General features: G+C 68.8%; 16 protein-coding genes and 1 tRNA gene. 11 read left to right on the top strand and 6 right to left on the bottom strand.

Annotation, left to right across the window (positions count from 1 at the left end):
* Positions 1-84: 84 nt before the first annotated feature.
* From rsmG to rpmH, 6 genes are all read right to left on the bottom strand, one after another.
* Positions 85-801, bottom strand: coding sequence for a 16S rRNA (guanine(527)-N(7))-methyltransferase RsmG (gene rsmG, locus OHT74_RS19810; RefSeq protein WP_266665735.1), 717 nt, complete (start codon positions 799-801; stop codon positions 85-87).
* A gap of 136 nt (positions 802-937) precedes the next feature.
* Positions 938-1,450 carry a Jag family protein gene (locus tag OHT74_RS19805; protein WP_030153171.1) on the bottom strand — a complete coding sequence of 171 codons (513 nt, stop codon included), beginning with the start codon at positions 1,448-1,450 and terminating at the stop codon, positions 938-940.
* Between the two features lie 15 nt (positions 1,451-1,465).
* The gene (gene yidC / locus OHT74_RS19800) at positions 1,466-2,569 is read right to left on the bottom strand and encodes a membrane protein insertase YidC (RefSeq protein ID WP_266665734.1); all 1,104 of its coding nucleotides are present in this window, start codon (positions 2,567-2,569) and stop codon (positions 1,466-1,468) included.
* Between the two features lie 3 nt (positions 2,570-2,572).
* Positions 2,573-2,854 carry a membrane protein insertion efficiency factor YidD gene (yidD, locus tag OHT74_RS19795; RefSeq protein WP_078613072.1) on the bottom strand — a complete coding sequence of 94 codons (282 nt, stop codon included), beginning with the start codon at positions 2,852-2,854 and terminating at the stop codon, positions 2,573-2,575.
* Positions 2,851-3,225, bottom strand: a complete 375-nt coding sequence (rnpA, locus tag OHT74_RS19790) for a ribonuclease P protein component (RefSeq protein WP_078987192.1) — start codon at positions 3,223-3,225, stop codon at positions 2,851-2,853. The genes yidD and rnpA overlap by 4 nt, the downstream gene beginning before the upstream one ends.
* A gap of 21 nt (positions 3,226-3,246) precedes the next feature.
* On the bottom strand, positions 3,247-3,384 hold the full coding sequence (gene rpmH / locus OHT74_RS19785; RefSeq protein WP_008741645.1) for a 50S ribosomal protein L34: 138 nt from the start codon (positions 3,382-3,384) through the stop codon (positions 3,247-3,249).
* A 211-nt stretch (positions 3,385-3,595) separates the two neighbouring features.
* On the opposite strand from rpmH, the gene dnaA reads away from it, so the two are divergent.
* The 11 genes from dnaA to OHT74_RS19730 all read left to right on the top strand — a co-directional run bounded on the left by dnaA (position 3,596) and on the right by OHT74_RS19730 (position 18,024).
* Positions 3,596-5,512 (top strand): chromosomal replication initiator protein DnaA, encoded by a 1,917-nt coding sequence (gene dnaA / locus OHT74_RS19780; protein ID WP_443047444.1) that lies wholly within the window; start codon positions 3,596-3,598, stop codon positions 5,510-5,512.
* An 862-nt stretch (positions 5,513-6,374) separates the two neighbouring features.
* Positions 6,375-7,505: a DNA polymerase III subunit beta gene (gene dnaN, locus OHT74_RS19775; RefSeq protein ID WP_030153167.1), complete on the top strand. Its 1,131-nt coding sequence runs from the start codon at positions 6,375-6,377 to the stop codon at positions 7,503-7,505.
* A 266-nt stretch (positions 7,506-7,771) separates the two neighbouring features.
* Positions 7,772-8,647, top strand: coding sequence for a phosphogluconate dehydrogenase (NAD(+)-dependent, decarboxylating) (gene gnd / locus OHT74_RS19770; RefSeq protein WP_266665731.1), 876 nt, complete (start codon positions 7,772-7,774; stop codon positions 8,645-8,647).
* A 78-nt stretch (positions 8,648-8,725) separates the two neighbouring features.
* Complete coding sequence (gene recF, locus OHT74_RS19765) at positions 8,726-9,874, top strand: DNA replication/repair protein RecF (protein ID WP_266665730.1); 1,149 nt, start codon at positions 8,726-8,728, stop codon at positions 9,872-9,874.
* A complete protein-coding gene (locus OHT74_RS19760) occupies positions 9,871-10,398 on the top strand; it encodes a DUF721 domain-containing protein (RefSeq protein ID WP_030292652.1) in 528 nt (175 codons plus the stop codon). Before recF ends, OHT74_RS19760 begins: the two co-directional genes overlap by 4 nt.
* Before the next feature lie 376 nt (positions 10,399-10,774).
* Positions 10,775-12,835, top strand: a complete 2,061-nt coding sequence (gene gyrB / locus OHT74_RS19755) for a DNA topoisomerase (ATP-hydrolyzing) subunit B (RefSeq protein ID WP_323139572.1) — start codon at positions 10,775-10,777, stop codon at positions 12,833-12,835.
* Positions 12,836-12,876: 41 nt separating this feature from the next.
* The gene (gyrA, locus tag OHT74_RS19750; RefSeq protein ID WP_266665728.1) at positions 12,877-15,492 is read left to right on the top strand and encodes a DNA gyrase subunit A; all 2,616 of its coding nucleotides are present in this window, start codon (positions 12,877-12,879) and stop codon (positions 15,490-15,492) included.
* Positions 15,493-15,495: 3 nt separating this feature from the next.
* Positions 15,496-16,149, top strand: a complete 654-nt coding sequence (locus tag OHT74_RS19745; RefSeq protein ID WP_266995781.1) for a DUF3566 domain-containing protein — start codon at positions 15,496-15,498, stop codon at positions 16,147-16,149.
* 94 nt (positions 16,150-16,243) lie between these two features.
* Positions 16,244-16,317 (top strand) — tRNA-Ile (locus tag OHT74_RS19740).
* A 145-nt stretch (positions 16,318-16,462) separates the two neighbouring features.
* The gene (locus OHT74_RS19735) at positions 16,463-16,597 is read left to right on the top strand and encodes a DLW-39 family protein (protein WP_208809277.1); all 135 of its coding nucleotides are present in this window, start codon (positions 16,463-16,465) and stop codon (positions 16,595-16,597) included.
* A 122-nt stretch (positions 16,598-16,719) separates the two neighbouring features.
* Positions 16,720-18,024: a hypothetical protein gene (locus OHT74_RS19730; RefSeq protein ID WP_328620939.1), complete on the top strand. Its 1,305-nt coding sequence runs from the start codon at positions 16,720-16,722 to the stop codon at positions 18,022-18,024.
* Positions 18,025-18,032 lie beyond the last annotated feature (8 nt).

Genomic DNA, 18,032 nt, shown 5'->3' with positions numbered 1-18,032 from the left:
CGTGAAACACGATGCCCGGACGGAGTCATCAGGCCGCTACGACACTCCGAAATCCATACCTATAGGGCGCAATGCCCCCGAAAATCAGCGACGCCGACGGGTCCGGCTGGTACGAGCAGCCTTAGCCCGCTTGGCCGCGAACCTCACCCCACCGGGGCTTTCTCCGACCTCGACCCGGACCACCGTCGACATGGGATCCACCACACCCTCGCCCACGTGCAGCACCGAGGTCTTCACCACACCCAGCTTCGCCAGCGCGACCTTGGCCGCCACCAGCTCCTCCTCGGCGGTGTCGCCCTTCAGGGCCAACATCTCCCCGTACGGACGCAGCAGGGGCACGCCCCAGCCTGCCAGCCGGTCCAGCGGAGCCACGGCACGCGCCGTCACCACATGCACCGGCTGCACCTTGCCGAGAACCTCCTCGGCCCGGCCGCGCACCACCGTGACGTGGTCCAGGCCCAGCAGCTCCACGGCCTCCTGCAGGAAGGTCGTACGGCGCAGCAGCGGCTCCAGCAGCGTGATCTTCAGATCGCGCCGCACCAGAGCCAACGGGATACCGGGCAGGCCGGCACCCGAGCCGACATCGCACACGGTGACGCCCTGGGGCACCACCTCCGACAACACCGCGCAGTTCAGCAGGTGCCGCTCCCACAGCCGTGGCACCTCACGCGGGCCGATCAGACCGCGCTTGACCCCCGCGTCCGCCAGCAGCTCCGCATACCGCACAGCTTCCGGGAAAAACTCGCCGAACACCGCGCGCGCCTCTTCAGGCGCCGGGGGAAGCTCCGCTGCCTCCGTCACGGGGACCGTCCTTCCGTACCGCATGGATCGTTGAAAACGCACTGCTCGAACTGGCACCGCCCGAACGGACACTGCCAGGCTGACAAACTTCGGCCCCGTCTGCGACACAGACGGGGCCGAACACTCAGGGTTGCGATCAGGCCGGGAGCACGACGACGAAGCGCTGCGGCTCCTCGCCCTCCGACTCGCTCTTCAGGCCGGCAGCCGCCACGGCGTCGTGGACGACCTTCCGCTCGAAGGGCGTCATCGGCGCCAGCTTCAGCGGCTCACCCGACGCCTTCACGTCTGCGGCCGCCTGGGCGCCCAGCGCGGCCAGCTCCTCGCGCTTCTTCGCACGGAACCCGGCGATGTCCAGCATCAGCCGGCTGCGGTCCCCGGTCTCCCGGTGCACAGCGAGGCGGGTGAGCTCCTGCAGAGCCTCCAGGACCTCACCGTCACGGCCCACGAGCTTCTGCAGATCGCGGCTGGCCGAGTCGCTGACGATCGACACGGCGGCCCGGTCAGCCTCGACGTCCATGTCGATGTCCCCGTCCAGGTCGGCGATGTCCAGCAGACCCTCGAGGTAGTCGGCCGCGATCTCGCCCTCCTGCTCGAGGCGGGTCAGGGTGTCGCCACTCTCAGCGGCGGCGGTGGTGGTGCCTTCCGTCACGGGAGAGACTCCTTCTCACTTCTTGGAAGAGGGCTTGGGGGGCGTCTGACGCTGCGACTTCGACTGCCGCTTCGGCTGCTGCCGCTTGGCGGCACCGCCGCTTGCAGCGTCCGAATCGGCCGTGGCCTCGACACTCTTGATCACAGACCCGTCCGCCTGGGCAGCCAGACCCTGCTTCGTGAGAGCCGCGATGAACTTGCGCTCGTTGTCGTTGCGGTCCGGGCCCTTGGCCACGATCGCCGCGACGATCTTCTTCTTGCCCCGGCCCTTGACGTCGCCGTGCGTGGTGACGTGCTTCAGCAGACGGGTCAGGTACTGGTCCTGCGCCTTGCTGCCGGGGGTCGGGTTCTGGTTGATCACGTACATCTGCTGGCCCATGGTCCACACGTTCGTGGTCAGCCAGTAGACGAGAACACCCACGGGGAAGTTGATGCCCATGACCGCGAAGATCAGCGGGAAGATGTACATCAGCATCTTCTGCTGCTGCATGAACGGCGTCTTGACCGAAAGGTCGACGTTCTTCTGCATCAGCTGGCGCTGGGTGTAGAACTGCGACAGCGACATCATGACGATCATGACCGCGGTCACGATGCGGACATCCGTGATCGAGGCGCCCAGGGAGGCAGCCTTCTCGGCGCTGTCCGTGAACTTCGCCGCCAGCGGGGCACCGAAGATGTGCGCCTGACGCGCGCTCTCCAGCAGCGACTGGTTGATGACGCCGATGGTCTCGCCATTGGCGATGGACGACAGCACGTGGTACAGGGCGAAGAAGAACGGAGACTGCGCCAGGATGGGCAGGCACGAGGAGAGCGGGTTGGTACCCGTCTCCTTGTACAGCTTCATCATCTCTTCGGACTGGCGCTGCTTGTCGTTCTTGTAGCGCTCCTGGATCGCCTTCATCTTCGGCTGGAGCGCCTGCATGCCTCGCGTCGCCTTGATCTGCTTCACGAAGAGCGGGATCAGGCAGATACGGATCAAGACCACCAGGGACACGATGGACAAGCCCCAGGCCCAGCCGCTGTCCGGGCCGAAGATCGCGCCGTACAGGCTGTGGAACTGGACGATGACCCACGAGACGGGCGTGGTGATAAAGCTGAACAGACTGGCAATCGTGTCCACTAATCAGGCTCCTTGAGCATTGCGAGATCTACGCAACGCACTGCGCAGCTGCTCGTGCCAACGCGGGCGTTTACGGGGTGGGACATGATCGACACCACCGGCGGACCACGGATTGCACCGCAGGATCCGCCAGCCGGTCAGAACCGTCCCCTTCACCGCACCATGCCGGTCGATGGCCGTGAACCCGTAGTGCGAGCACGAGGGGTAATAACGGCACACCGGCCCGAGCAGCGGACTGATCGTCCACTGGTACAGCTTGATCAATGCGAGCAGCGGGTACTTCATCGAGCCACGCCTCCCAGGAGCCGCGACAGGGCGGCATCCAGGTCCCGGGCCAGTTCGTCGACACCGGCATCACCCGCGCCGGGCAATGCCCGCACCACCACCAGGCTACCGGCGGGCAGCTGGGACAGCCGCTCGCGGACAAGATGGCGCAAACGGCGCTTCACCCGGTTACGGACGACGGCGCCACCCACGGCCTTGCTGACGACGAAACCCGCACGCGTCGAGGGATCGATCTCCCCCGGCTCGTGCGGGTCCGTTGCACCGCTTGTACGTAGGTGGACGACGAGGAGCGGGCGACCAGCCCGACGACCTCGACGTACCGCGCTCGCGAAGTCCTCGCGCCGCCTCAGCCGATTCTCGGGAGACAGCACGACGTCACGACCCGCGCGTTGTTACGCGGAAAGGGCGGCGCGGCCCTTGCCACGGCGGTTCGCGAGGATCGCGCGACCGGCACGGGTACGCATCCGCAGGCGGAAGCCGTGGGTCTTGGCACGACGGCGGTTGTTCGGCTGGAAGGTGCGCTTGCTCACTCGGGGGCTCCAGAGAATAAATCGTTGTGGCGGGACATCGCCTGGCTGTCACCGTGCGCCCACGAGGAAACTCGCGTGTTCGCCCGAGTGGCACCGCTAAACGATCACAAAAGGTGATCTTCGCCCATCGGTAGGCAGGCGGCAGCAGCCATCGACAACTCGACCTCGTTACGGTACGCGCGGCTAGGCCATCCGGTCAAACCGAGCCTACGTGCCCCCACGCTGTGCACAGGCTGTGGACAACGACTTGAACCGTACCCGTCGGCCTGACTACCGTTGTCTGATCCCGGATTTTTTGTCCCGACCGTCCCAAAGAACCACACATTCGTGGGACCCCTGTGAGAGAGCGTGCTCTGTGGCTGACGTACCTGCCGATCTTGCCGCAGTGTGGCCAAGGGTGCTCGAAAAGCTCCTCGGGGAGGGACAGCAGGCCATCGAGCCCAAGGACAAGCAGTGGGTCGAGCGCTGCCAGCCCCTGGCTCTCGTCGCCGACACCGCGCTTCTCGCCGTCCCCAACGAGTACGGCAAGCGCGTCCTGGAGGGCCGGCTCGCCCCGCTGATCAGCGATGCGCTCAGCCGTGAGTGCGGGCGCCCGATCCGCATCGCCATCACCGTGGACGACTCCGCCGGCGAGCCCGCGCCCCTGGCGGCGCCCACGCAGCAGCGCCCCGAGTCGTACGAGCCGTACGGCGGCCAGCGCCCCGGCGGACCCGGCGGCCCCGGCGACGACCAGCTCCCGACCGCCCGCCCCGCCTACCCGGACTACCAGCAGTCCCGCCCCGAGCCCGGCGCGTGGCCCCGTGGCGGCCAGCAGGACGACTACGGCTGGCAGCAGCCGCGACTCGGCGGTTTCCCCGAGCGCGATCCGTACGCCTCCCCGCAGCCGGGCTACCTCCAGCAGTCCGAGCCCGGCGGCTACGAGCAGAACTCCTACGACCAGCAGCAGTACGAGCAACAGCAGTACGAGCCCCGCCCGCAGCAGTCCCATCAGTACGAGCAGCAGTCGTACGAGCAGCCCGCCCCGCGCCCGGCGCCCGGCCGGCCCGCACCGCCCCCGGCCCCGTCCGGCGGCTCCACGTCGGGGCCGCTCGAGCCGACCGCCCGGCTGAACCCCAAGTACCTGTTCGACACGTTCGTCATCGGTGCCTCCAACCGCTTCGCGCACGCCGCCGCGGTGGCCGTCGCCGAGGCGCCCGCCAAGGCCTACAACCCCCTCTTCATCTACGGGGAATCAGGTCTTGGCAAAACGCATCTGCTGCACGCCATCGGGCACTACGCGCGGAGCCTCTACCCCGGCACCCGGGTGCGGTACGTCAGCTCCGAGGAGTTCACCAACGAGTTCATCAACTCGATCCGCGACGGCAAGGGCGACGCGTTCCGCAAGCGCTACCGCGAGATGGACATCCTGCTCGTCGACGACATCCAGTTCCTCGCGAGCAAGGAGTCGACGCAGGAGGAGTTCTTCCACACCTTCAACACGCTCCACAACGCCAACAAGCAGATCGTGCTGTCCTCCGACCGGCCGCCCAAGCAGCTCGTCACCCTCGAGGACCGGCTCCGCAACCGCTTCGAGTGGGGCCTGATCACCGACGTCCAGCCGCCCGAGCTGGAGACCCGTATCGCGATCCTGCGCAAGAAGGCCGTCCAGGAGCAGCTCAACGCCCCGCCGGAGGTACTGGAGTTCATCGCCTCCCGCATCTCGCGCAACATCCGCGAGCTGGAGGGGGCGCTGATCCGGGTCACGGCTTTCGCGAGCCTGAACCGGCAGCCGGTCGACCTGGGCCTGACCGAGGACGTCCTCAAGAACCTGATCCCCGGCGGCGAGGACTCCGCGCCCGAGATCACCGCGTCGGACATCATGGCGGCCACCGCCGACTACTTCGGCCTCACCGTGGACGACCTGTGCGGCTCCTCGCGCAGCCGCGTCCTGGTCACCGCCCGGCAGATCGCCATGTACCTGTGCCGGGAGCTCACGGACCTGTCCCTGCCCAAGATCGGGGCGCAGTTCGGCGGCCGCGACCACACCACCGTCATGCACGCGGACCGCAAGATCCGCGCGCTGATGGCGGAGCGGCGCTCCATCTACAACCAGGTCACGGAGCTCACCAACCGCATCAAGAACGGCTGAGCTGAGCCTCTTCAAACGCTTCCAGAGGGCGCTCCCGGGGTACTTCGGGGGCGCCCTTCTTCGTCCGCGCGCCCCTGACCTGTTCGAATACGCCCCCTGTGGAGCAACTCATCCACAGATTCCCGGACTTTCTTCCGTCCACAGGCTGGGGACGGCTCCCGTCACCCACAATCTGTCCACAGGGGTGCAGCATGAGGCCCCATCAAGCCTGGTCAGCTGCCTGTGGAATTGTGCGCAAGCGTCATCCACAGCCTGTGGACAGAAATTTCATCCACAGGCTCATCCACGCCTCTGTCCACCGCCGACCCACAGGTTGCCGGACCCTGTGCACAGGATCCGACGAGTTACCCACACCGTTGTCCACTGTTCGGCAACATTGCACCCCCCGTCACCGCCCTGAGTGAAAGCGGTCACACCGAAGTCGACGTTTGGGCTGTGGAGTACCGGGGGAAAGCTGGGGACACACCTGTGGAGTAGTCGGGGTCACCTGGGGATGGCCTGTGCAGAACTTTTCGTTCTCCACAGAGACACCGTGTTGTCCACCGGTGTCACCCACAGGGTCGGTGGATAAAAAACGGGGGTTGACCTGCGAGAACGGGCTTATCCACCGTTTCCACAGGCCCTACTACTACCCCCATAGAGAGTTAGGCCGGTTTCGGTTTTCAAGCGGGTCCTGTGCACAACTCGGTGGGGACGCCTCCCCGACGCCTCGCTCCCGACTTGACCTCCGGCAGCACCGACTGTCGGCGCCGTACGTCAGACTGGTCCCCGGCAACGAGGCTCCGAGCCACCGAGGGCATCGAGGCATCGAGCCGACGACGAAGGCCGGCAGACGAGCGAGCAACAGCAGGAGGCGGTTCCGGTGAAGATCCGGGTGGAGCGCGACGTACTCGCGGAGGCGGTGGCTTGGGCTGCCCGTAGCCTCCCGGCCCGGCCGCCGGTGCCCGTTCTCGCGGGCCTGCTGCTGAAGGCCGAGGAGGGCACCCTGTCCCTCTCCGGCTTCGACTACGAGGTCTCGGCCCGCGTCTCCGTCGAGGCGGACGTCGAGGAGGACGGCACCGTCCTCGTCTCCGGCCGGCTTCTCGCCGACATCTGCCGCGCCCTCCCCAACCGCCCGGTGGAGATTTCCACAGACGGTGTACGGGCGACCGTGGTCTGCGGCTCCTCGCGATTCACACTCCACACCCTGCCTGTGGAGGAATACCCGGCGCTGCCGCAGATGCCGACCGCGACCGGCACCGTGCCCGGTGAGGTCTTCGCCTCCGCCGCCGCCCAGGTCGCCATCGCCGCCGGCCGCGACGACACGCTGCCCGTGCTGACCGGTGTCCGCATCGAGATCGAGGGCGACCGCGTCACCCTGGCCTCCACCGACCGCTACCGCTTCGCGGTCCGCGAGTTCCTGTGGAAGCCGGAGAACCCGGACGCCTCCGCCGTGGCCCTGGTGCCCGCCAAGACGCTCCTCGACACCGCCAAGTCCCTGACCAGCGGTGACACCGTCACCCTGGCGCTCTCGGGCTCCGGCGCGGGCGAGGGCCTCATCGGCTTCGAGGGCGCCGGCCGCCGCACCACCACCCGCCTCCTCGAAGGCGACCTGCCGAAGTACCGCACGCTGTTCCCGACGGAGTTCAACTCCATCGCCGTGATCGAGACCGCCCCGTTCGTCGAGGCCGTCAAGCGCGTGGCCCTGGTCGCCGAGCGCAACACCCCGGTCCGCCTCAGCTTCGAGCAGGGCGTGCTGATCCTGGAGGCCGGCTCCTCCGACGATGCACAGGCTGTGGAACGTGTGGACGCCAAGCTCGAGGGCGACGACATCTCGATCGCCTTCAACCCGACCTTCCTGCTGGACGGCCTGAGCGCGATCGACTCCCCGGCCGCGCAGCTGAGCTTCACCACGTCCACGAAGCCGGCGCTGCTCAGCGGCCGCCCGGCGGTCGACGCCGAGGCCGACGAGGCGTACAAGTACCTGATCATGCCGGTGCGCCTGTCCGGCTGACGCACGCCTGTGTCGGGCCCGGTCTCGCAGGCTGCGGGGCCGGGCCCGACGTCGTTCGCCCCGCCGCACGGCCGGGGGCCCGGGCCCCCGGCCGTGCAACGCCTTGTACGGGCTCTCAGCGCCTCGTACGGGCTCGCGTACGGGCCGCCCCCTGGAGCGCCCGTGGCGCCGCGCGGCACCGCCCGGCGTAGGCTCGGAGCCTGGGTATGCCCGGGGATTCCGGGGGAACCCGGCACAGACGGCCACAACGCTTAAGGAACCACCTGATGGAGCTTGGTCTCGTCGGTCTCGGCAAGATGGGCGGCAACATGCGCGAGCGCATCCGCCGCGCAGGCCACACCGTCATCGGATACGACCGCAACCCGGACCTCGCCGATGTCCACAGCCTGCGGGAACTTGTGGACAGCCTGCAGGCCCCCCGCGTCGTGTGGGTGATGGTCCCGGCGGGTGCGGCGACGCAGTCCACCGTCGACGAGCTCTCGGAGCTGCTCTCGATCGGCGACATCGTGGTCGACGGCGGCAACTCCCGCTGGACCGACGACGAGAAGCACGCCGCGGAGCTGGCGGCCAAGGGCATCGGCTTCGTCGACTGCGGTGTCTCCGGCGGCGTGTGGGGCCTCGAGAACGGCTACGCGCTCATGTACGGCGGCGCGAAGGACCACGTGGCACGGGTCCAGCCGGTCTTCGACGCCCTCAAGCCCGAAGGTGAGTTCGGCGCCGTGCACGCCGGCAAGGTCGGCGCGGGCCACTTCGCGAAGATGGTCCACAACGGCATCGAGTACGCCATGATGCAGGCCTACGCCGAGGGCTGGGAGCTGCTCGAGAAGGTGGACTCGGTCACCGACGTCCGCGAGGTCTTCCGGTCCTGGCAGGAAGGAACGGTCATCCGTTCCTGGCTGCTCGACCTCGCCGTGAACGCGCTGGACGAGGACGAGCACCTGGAGCAGCTGCGCGGCTTCGCGCAGGACTCGGGCGAGGGCCGGTGGACGGTGGAGGCGGCGATCGACAACGCCGTGCCGCTGCCCGCGATCACCGCCTCGCTCTTCGCGCGGTTCGCGTCCCGTCAGGACGATTCCCCGCAGATGAAGATGATCGCCGCGCTGCGCAACCAGTTCGGCGGCCACGCGGTCGAGAAGGTCTAGCCGCCCGCCCGCCGAAGAGGCAGGGCACCACAGCAGCACAGAGCAGAGCAGCAGGAAGCCGGGGGAGGTCGGCGTCGCATGCATGTTTCGCATCTCTCACTGGCCGACTTCCGCTCGTACGCCCGGGCCGAGGTTCCCCTCGACCCGGGCGTCACGGCCTTCGTGGGCCCCAACGGCCAGGGCAAGACGAACCTGGTCGAGGCCATCGGCTACCTGGCCACGCTCGGCAGCCACCGCGTCTCCTCGGACGCCCCGCTGGTACGGATGGGCGCGGACCGCGCCGTCATCCGCGCGGCCGTCACCCACGGCGCGCGCCAGCAGCTGGTCGAGCTGGAGCTGAACCCGGGGCGCGCCAACCGCGCCCGGATCAACCGGTCCTCGCAGGTCAGGCCCCGGGACGTACTGGGGATCGTACGGACGGTGCTGTTCGCGCCGGAGGACCTGGCCCTGGTGAAGGGGGACCCCGGGGAGCGCCGGCGGTTCCTCGACGAGCTCGTCACGGCCCGCTCGCCGCGGATGGCGGCGGTCCGGTCGGACTACGAGCGGGTCCTCAAGCAGCGGAACACCCTGCTGAAGTCGGCGGCGATGGCCCGCCGGCACGGCGGCCGCTCCATGGACCTCTCCACCCTCGACGTATGGGACCAGCACCTCGCGCGCGCGGGCGCGGAGCTGCTGGCGCAGCGCCTCGACCTGATCGCGACGCTGCTGCCGCTGGCGGACAAGGCGTACGAGCAGCTCGCGCCCGGCGGCGGCCCGCTGGGCCTCGCGTACAAGTCCTCGGCCGCCGGCGAGCCCGGCGAAACGGTGGACAGCGGTACGGCGCGCACGCGCGAAGCGCTGTACGAGGTGTTGATGGCGGCCCTGGCCGAGGTGCGCAAGCAGGAGATCGAGCGCGGCGTGACCCTGGTGGGCCCGCACCGCGACGACGTGCTGCTGCGCCTCGGCGACCTCCCGGCCAAGGGGTACGCGAGCCACGGCGAGTCCTGGTCGTACGCGCTGGCGCTGCGGCTGGCCTCGTACGAGCTGCTGCGCTCGGAGGGCGCCGAGCCGGTGCTGATCCTGGACGACGTCTTCGCGGAGCTGGACGCACGGCGCCGGGAACGGCTGGCGGAGCTGGTGGCCCCGGGCGAGCAGGTGCTGGTGACGGCGGCGGTGGACGACGACGTTCCGGGTGTCCTGGCGGGGACCCGGTTCGGGGTGTCCGGCGGTGAGGTGACCCGGCTGTGAGCGACGAGAAGAAGGAACCGCGCAAGGTCCCGGAGCCCTCGGGCGTGGACCTCGCACGGCAGGCACTGGCGGCGGCCCGGGAGCAGGCGCGGGCCCGGGGCAATGCGGCCGGCGGGAAGAAGGGGAGCCGGCAGCCGGGACTGCGCTCGGGTGCGCGCGCGGACGGCCGCGACCCGATGCCGTTGATGGCGGCGCTGGACCGGCTGCGCACGGAGCACGGCTGGGAGATGCCGATGGCGGTCGCGGGCGTGATGGAGCGCTGGCCGGAGATCGTCGGGCCGGAGATCGCGGCGCACTGTGAACCGGAACGGTACGAGGACCGTGAACTGGTCGTGCGGTGCGATTCCTCGGCATGGGCTGCGCAGCTGAAGCTGCTGGCTCCGCAGCTGGTGGCGCGGCTGAACGCGGACCTGGGGCAGGGCACCGTCCGGATGATCAAGGTCCAGGGCCCGGGCGGACGCCCGAAGCGGTACGGACCGCTGCGCGCGCCGGGCAGTACGGGCCCGGGGGACACGTACGGATAGCCGTGCGGCAGCGCCCGCCGCGGTCCGCGGGAGGGCAGGCCCACAGCCCGGCATACCGGTCGGTGTGCCTCTTTCGCACACCCCGCGCGCCCGCCGTTGCGGGTGGCGTCCCTCACGGTAGCGGGAGGTTGACAGGCCGAAGCGCTGGATGCCCGTGTGAGCCTCTTTGAGCCCCTTCCCGGATATGGGGAGTCGGAGAGAGGAGGTTCAGGGCGGCACATGCGGACTCAGGTACCGGCAAACCCCCATTCATGTCCGTGGTACCGGTAGACTGAAGCGAATCCCGCCCGCTTGCGGGATCTAGCTGATACACGCTGACAACGCAGATCGACGCAGCCGCTCCTGCTTGCATGCCTGCTGGCCCGGAGTACGGCCTGTGCTGTGCCAGAAAGGGCGCTTCGTGGCCGATTCCGGCAACCCCAACGACAACCAGTCCACAGCCGGCGAGAACGGCGAGGTAACCGCCTCGTACGACGCCAGCGCGATCCAGGTCCTCGAGGGCCTGGACGCGGTCCGCAAGCGGCCAGGCATGTACATCGGCTCGACCGGTGAGCGCGGGCTGCACCACCTCGTCCAGGAGGTCGTCGACAACTCGGTCGACGAGGCCATGGCCGGGCACGCGGACACGATCGACGTCACCATCCTCGCCGACGGCGGCGTCAGGGTGGTCGACAACGGCCGTGGCATCCCGGTCGGCATCGTGCCGTCCGAGGGCAAGCCTGCGGTGGAGGTCGTGCTGACGGTCCTGCACGCGGGCGGCAAGTTCGGCGGCGGCGGCTACGCCGTCTCCGGTGGTCTGCACGGCGTGGGTGTGTCCGTCGTGAACGCCCTGTCGACGAAGGTAGCGGTCGAGGTCAAGACCGACGGCTACCGCTGGACCCAGGACTACAAGCTCGGTGTCCCGACGGCGGCGCTGGCGAAGAACGAGGAGACCGACGAGCACGGCACGTCGGTGACGTTCTGGGCCGACCCGGACATCTTCGAGACGACCGACTACTCCTTCGAGACGCTGTCGCGGCGCTTCCAGGAGATGGCCTTCCTGAACAAGGGCCTGACCCTGACGCTGACCGACGAGCGCGAGTCGGCCAAGGCGACCGTCGGCGCGGACGACCCCGACGCGGACGTGGCGGAGCCCACCGCGCGCACGGTCAAGTACTACTACGAGGGCGGCATCGTCGACTTCGTGACGTACCTGAACTCGCGCAAGGGCGAGCTCATCCACCCGACCGTCATCGACGTCGAGGCCGAGGACAAGGAGCGCTTGCTCTCGGTCGAGATCGCGATGCAGTGGAACTCGCAGTACACGGAGGGCGTGTACTCCTTCGCGAACACGATCCACACCCACGAGGGCGGTACCCACGAGGAGGGCTTCCGCGCGGCGCTCACGGGTCTGGTGAACCGTTACGCGCGCGACAAGAAGCTGCTCCGCGAGAAGGACGACAACCTCGCCGGCGAGGACATCCGCGAGGGTCTGACGGCGATCATCTCGGTCAAGCTGGGCGAGCCGCAGTTCGAGGGCCAGACGAAGACCAAGCTCGGCAACACGGAGGCCAAGACCTTCGTGCAGAAGGTCGTGCACGAGCACCTCAACGACTGGTTCGACCGCAACCCGGTCGAGGCCGCGGACATCATCCGCAAGTCGATCCAGGCGGCCACGGCGCGCGTCGCGGCCCGCAAGGCCCGCGACCTCACCCGCCGCAAGGGCCTGCTGGAGAGCGCCTCGCTGCCGGGCAAGCTGTCCGACTGCCAGTCGAACGACCCGACCAAGTGCGAGATCTTCATCGTCGAGGGTGACTCGGCCGGTGGCAGCGCGAAGTCCGGCCGCAACCCGATGTACCAGGCCATCCTGCCGATCCGCGGCAAGATCCTGAACGTCGAGAAGGCCCGTATCGACAAGATCCTCCAGAACACCGAGGTCCAGGCGCTGATCAGCGCCTTCGGTACCGGTGTGCACGAGGACTTCGACATCGAGAAGCTCCGCTATCACAAGATCATCTTGATGGCGGACGCCGACGTCGACGGCCAGCACATCAACACCCTGCTGCTGACCTTCCTGTTCCGCTTCATGCGGCCGCTGGTCGAAGCCGGTCACGTGTACCTGTCGCGCCCGCCGCTCTACAAGATCAAGTGGGGCCGGGACGACTTCGAGTACGCGTACTCGGACCGCGAGCGCGACGCCCTCGTCGAACTGGGCAAGCAGAACGGCAAGCGGATCCGGGAAGACTCGATCCAGCGCTTCAAGGGTCTGGGCGAGATGAACGCCGAGGAGCTGCGCGTCACCACCATGGACGTCGACCACCGCGTGCTCGGCCAGGTCACCCTGGACGACGCGGCCCAGGCCGACGACCTGTTCTCGGTGCTGATGGGTGAGGACGTCGAGGCGCGGCGCTCCTTCATCCAGCGCAACGCCAAGGACGTTCGGTTCCTCGACATCTGAGTCGGCCTCCGCTGACCGCCTGAAAGGACTTCTGACCAGCAATGGCCGACGAGACCACCCAACCCGCAAAGAACGCAGAGAACACTGCGGAGGAGCAGCCCGTGCTGCGTATCGAGCCCGTCGGGCTCGAGACGGAGATGCAGCGCTCCTACCTCGACTACGCGATGTCCGTCATCGTCTCCCGCGCGCTGCCCGACGTACGGGACGGCCTCAAGCCGGTCCACCGTCGTGTGCTGTACGCGATGTACGACGGCGGCTACCGGCCCGAGAAGGGCTTCTACAAGTGCGCCCGCGTCGTCGGTGACGTCATGGGTACGTACCACCCGCACGGTGACAGCTCCATCTACGACGCCCTGGTCCGCCTGGCCCAGCCGTGGTCGATGCGCATGCCGCTGGTGGACAGCAACGGCAACTTCGGCTCCCCGGGCAACGACCCGGCGGCCGCGATGCGCTACACCGAGTGCAAGCTGATGCCGCTGGCCATGGAGATGCTCCGGGACATCGACGAGGAGACCGTCGACTTCACGGACAACTACGACGGCCGCAACCAGGAGCCGACGGTCCTGCCGGCCCGCTTCCCGAACCTGCTGGTGAACGGCTCCGCCGGTATCGCCGTCGGTATGGCCACCAACATCCCGCCGCACAACCTGCGCGAGGTCGCGGCCGGCGCCCAGTGGGCGCTGGAGCACCCGGAGGCCTCGCACGAGGAGCTGCTCGACGCGCTCCTGGAGCGCATCAAGGGACCTGACTTCCCGTCGGGCGCCCTGGTCGTGGGCCGCAAGGGCATCGAGGAGGCGTACCGGACCGGGCGCGGCTCCATCACGATGCGCGCGGTGGTCGAGGTCGAGGAGATCCAGAACCGCCAGTGCCTGGTGGTCACGGAGCTTCCGTACCAGACCAACCCGGACAACCTGGCGCAGAAGATTGCCGACCTGGTCAAGGACGGCAAGATCGGCGGCATCGCCGACGTGCGTGACGAGACCTCGTCGCGGACGGGCCAGCGTCTGGTGATCGTGCTCAAGCGCGACGCGGTCGCCAAGGTCGTGCTGAACAACCTGTACAAGCACACCGACCTCCAGACGAACTTCGGCGCGAACATGCTGGCGCTGGTGGACGGTGTGCCGCGCACGCTGTCGGTCGACGCGTTCATCCGCCACTGGGTCACGCACCAGATCGAGGTCATCGTCCGGCGGACGAAGTTCCGTCTGCGCAAGGCGGAGGAGCGGGCGCACATCCTGCGCGGCCTGCTCAAGGCGCTGGACGCGATCGACGAGGTCATCGCGCTCATCCGGCGCAGCAACACCGTCGAGATCGCGCGCGAGGGCCTGATGGGCCTCCTGGAGATCGACGAGATCCAGGCCAACGCGATCCTCGAGATGCAGCTGCGGCGCCTGGCGGCCCTGGAGCGGCAGAAGATCGTCGCCGAGCACGACGAGCTCCAGGCGAAGATCAACGAGTACAACGCGATCCTGGCCTCGCCGGAGAAGCAGCGCTCGATCGTCAGCGAGGAGCTGGCGGCGATCGTCGAGAAGTACGGCGACGACCGGCGCTCGAAGCTGGTGCCCTTCGACGGCGACATGTCCATGGAGGACCTGATCGCCGAAGAGGACATCGTCGTCACGATCACGCACGGCGGCTACGTCAAGCGCACCAAGACCGAGGACTACCGCTCGCAGAAGCGCGGCGGCAAGGGCGTGCGCGGCACGAAGCTGAAGCAGGACGACCTGGTCGACCACTTCTTCGTGTCCACCACGCACCACTGGCTGCTGTTCTTCACGAACAAGGGCCGGGTCTACCGCTCCAAGGCGTACGAGCTGCCGGACGCCGGCCGCGACGCCCGCGGGCAGCACGTGGCGAACCTGCTGGCCTTCCAGCCGGACGAGAAGATCGCCCAGATCCTCGCGATCCGCGACTACGAGGCCGCTCCGTACCTGATCCTGGCCACCAAGGGCGGCCTGGTGAAGAAGACGGCGCTCAAGGACTACGACTCGCCCCGTTCGGGTGGCGTGATCGCCATCAACCTCCGGGAGACCGGCGCCGACGGCGCCGACGGCACTGCCGACGAGCTGATCGGCGCCGAGCTGGTGTCCGCCGAGGACGACCTGCTGCTGATCAGCAAGAAGGCGCAGTCGATCCGCTTCACGGCGACCGACGACGCGCTGCGCCCGATGGGCCGCGCGACCTCGGGTGTGAAGGGCATGAGTTTCCGCGAGGGTGACGAACTGCTCTCCATGAGCGTGGTCCGGCCCGGTACTTTCGTCTTCACCGCGACCGACGGCGGTTACGCCAAGCGGACGCCGGTCGACGAGTACCGCGTCCAGGGTCGTGGTGGTCTGGGTATCAAGGCCGCGAAGATCGTGGAGGACCGCGGGTCGCTCGTCGGGGCGCTCGTGGTGGACGAATCGGACGAGATTCTCGCCATCACGCTCAGCGGTGGTGTGATTCGTACGCGAGTCAACGAAGTCAGGGAGACCGGCCGTGACACCATGGGCGTCCAGCTGATCAACCTGGGCAAGCGCGATGCCGTGGTCGGTATCGCTCGTAACGCCGAGGCCGGTCAGGATGCTGACGAGGTCGAGGAGACCGAGGCAGCCGAAGGACAGGCCGCCGAGGCCGCCGAGGGCACGCAGCCCTCGGCCGGGGAGCACGAGGAGTAAGTCGTGAGTGGAGCCACGGGCGCCGGACCGGCCAAGACTGGGGACGACGGTGCCCGTGGCCCCGCCGCGGACTCCCCCGGTGAGGGCGCGTCCGCCGAGGGCAGGGGGAGAACCGTGACGGACACCCGCAAGCCGAACCAGGAGAAGGCCGCGGCCGGCCAGCAGCCGGAGCAGCCGTACCACCCGCCGCAGGCCTACGCGGCGCCCGCGGGCCCGGGTGCGCCGCGGGGTGCCGGGGACGCCGGGGCGCAGCGCAAGCCGCGTACGGGGGCCCGTACGACGCCCAGGACGCGCAAGGCGCGGCTGCGGGTGGCCAAGGCCGACCCGTGGTCGGTGATGAAGGTCAGCTTCCTGCTGTCGATCGCGCTGGGCGTCTGCACGATCGTGGCGTCGGTGGTGCTGTGGATGGTCATGGACGCCATGGGCGTCTTCTCGACCGTCGGCGGAACCATCAGCGAGGCGACCGGGTCGAACGAGAGCAACGGCTTCGACCTCCAGTCGTTCCTGTCGCTGCCGCGCGTTCTGATCTTCACGTCGGTCATCGCGGTGATCGACGTGGTGCTGGCGACGGCTCTGGCGACGCTGGGCGCGTTCATCTACAACCTGTCGGCGGGCTTCGTCGGCGGTGTGGAGCTCACGCTCGCCGAGGACGAGTGACCGCCGAATGACCTGCGGGGACGCCCCCGGGGAACGGATTTTGGCGTGACCGTGTCTGTGCGCTAATCTTCAGGAGTCAGCGCGCAGCGCGGATGGGGCTATAGCTCAGTTGGTTAGAGCGCATCCCTGATAAGGATGAGGCCACAGGTTCAAATCCTGTTAGCCCCACAGTGTCGAAGACCCCCAGGCCCATGGCCTGGGGGTCTTCGTCGTAGGGCCAGTTGAGGCCTTCCCAGGTCACCGAACGGTATCGGTGCGTGTGTATTGTTGGCCGTCAGAAGTCCCCAACGTCAACGAAAGACGAGGTCGCGCGGTGAAGAAGCTGCTCCTGGTCGCACTGGCCGCCATCGGCGGGCTCCTCGTGTACCGCCAGATCCAGGCGGACCGCGCCGAGCAGGACCTGTGGACGGAGGCAACTGACTCCGTGCCTTCCGGTTCCGGTGTGTGAGACCGAAAGCTGATCTCATGAAGCCCCGGCTGCCGCTGCGGCCGGGGCTTTGTGCTGTTCTGTGACAAAAAGTTACGTTATGCAAAGATTTGGCTTGCGCTAGCAAAATCGGGGTGGGCGTGATGGCTCGGGTACGGAAGACGGTGCTGGTGGGGGCGGCGGCCCTGGGGCTGGCCGTGGGCCTGCCGGGGGCGGTGCAGGCCGCCACGGCGCCCCCGCAGCCGCTGCCGGCGTACCAAGGCGCCCCGGGCGCCAAGAAGATCGAGGGCAGGGCCACCAGCGCGGACGCCCCGCTCGTGGCGGCCGGGCAGGTCTACACGGACACCGTGGCCCCGGGCGAGCGCGTCTACCGGCTCAACCTCGACGACGCCTCCAGCGTGTACTTCTCCGCGGTGCTCCAGCCCCCGCGCGGGGCCAAGGTCGGATACGGCGACCGCCTCGAGGTCGCGATCATGACCAAGGAGGGCGCGCGCTGCCCGAACAACCCGGGCCAGGCCGGCTTCGGCTACGACCCGGTCCCGCTCGGCGCGGCCGCCGTACGGCGACTCGAGGAGGACGCCGAATGCCAGGGCGCCGGGGTCTATTTCGCCAAGGTCACCCGCACCGCCGCCAAGGACTCCGACCGCAGCGCGTGGCCGGTGGAGCTCCTGCTCCAGCGCGAGCCCGGCCTCGCCACGGGCAGCGCCCCCGCCACCGCGCCCAGCGTCTGGCCCTCGGCCTCGCCGACGCTGCCCGGCACCGAGCCGGTGGCGCGGACCGGCGGCACCGGCTTCAACGACGCCCGCGCCCTGGACAGCGGGGTCTGGCGTGACGACCTGCGGCCCGGGCAGACCCGCTTCTACCGGGCACCGCTGGACTGGGGGCAGCAGTTGGGGCTGAGCGCCGAGCTGGCCGACGCCAGGATGACCAAGTCGTACGGGTCCGCCTCCAACGGGCTCAGCGTCTCGCTCTACAGCCCGTACCGGAGCCTGGTCACGGACAAGGACATCTCCTACAGCGGCAAGCAGGCCGGCGTCACCCTGCCGAAGACGGCCCCGGTGGCGTACGAGAACCGCTTCTCGGACACCGGCGAGGCGGGCGGGGCCCGGGTGGCCGGCTGGTACTACATCGCCGTGACCCTGGGCGGGAAGGTCGCCGAGTTCACCGAGGACGCGAGCCCCGTGCCGCTGACCCTGCGCATGGACGTCACCGGCGGCCCGGCCAAGGCGCCCGCGTACAAGGAGAGCCTGACCGCCGCCGGGTTCGGGGTCGGCGCCGACGACCGGGCCGCCGCCAAGGACGGGCTCACCGTCCCCGAGGCCACGGAGGCGGCCGGCAACCGCTCGGTGATGCGGGTGGTGGCCGGCGCGGGCTTCGCCGCCGGGACGGCGCTGCTGCTCGTGCTCGGCGGGTGGATCCTGCTGGCCCGGCGGGGCAGGAGCGCGTAGCAGCCCCC

Source organism: Streptomyces sp. NBC_00354, assembly GCF_036106915.1.
Taxonomy (GTDB): domain Bacteria; phylum Actinomycetota; class Actinomycetes; order Streptomycetales; family Streptomycetaceae; genus Streptomyces.
The sequence above is the reverse complement of the archived record's forward strand: the minus strand, read 5'-3'. Positions and strand labels throughout refer to the sequence as shown.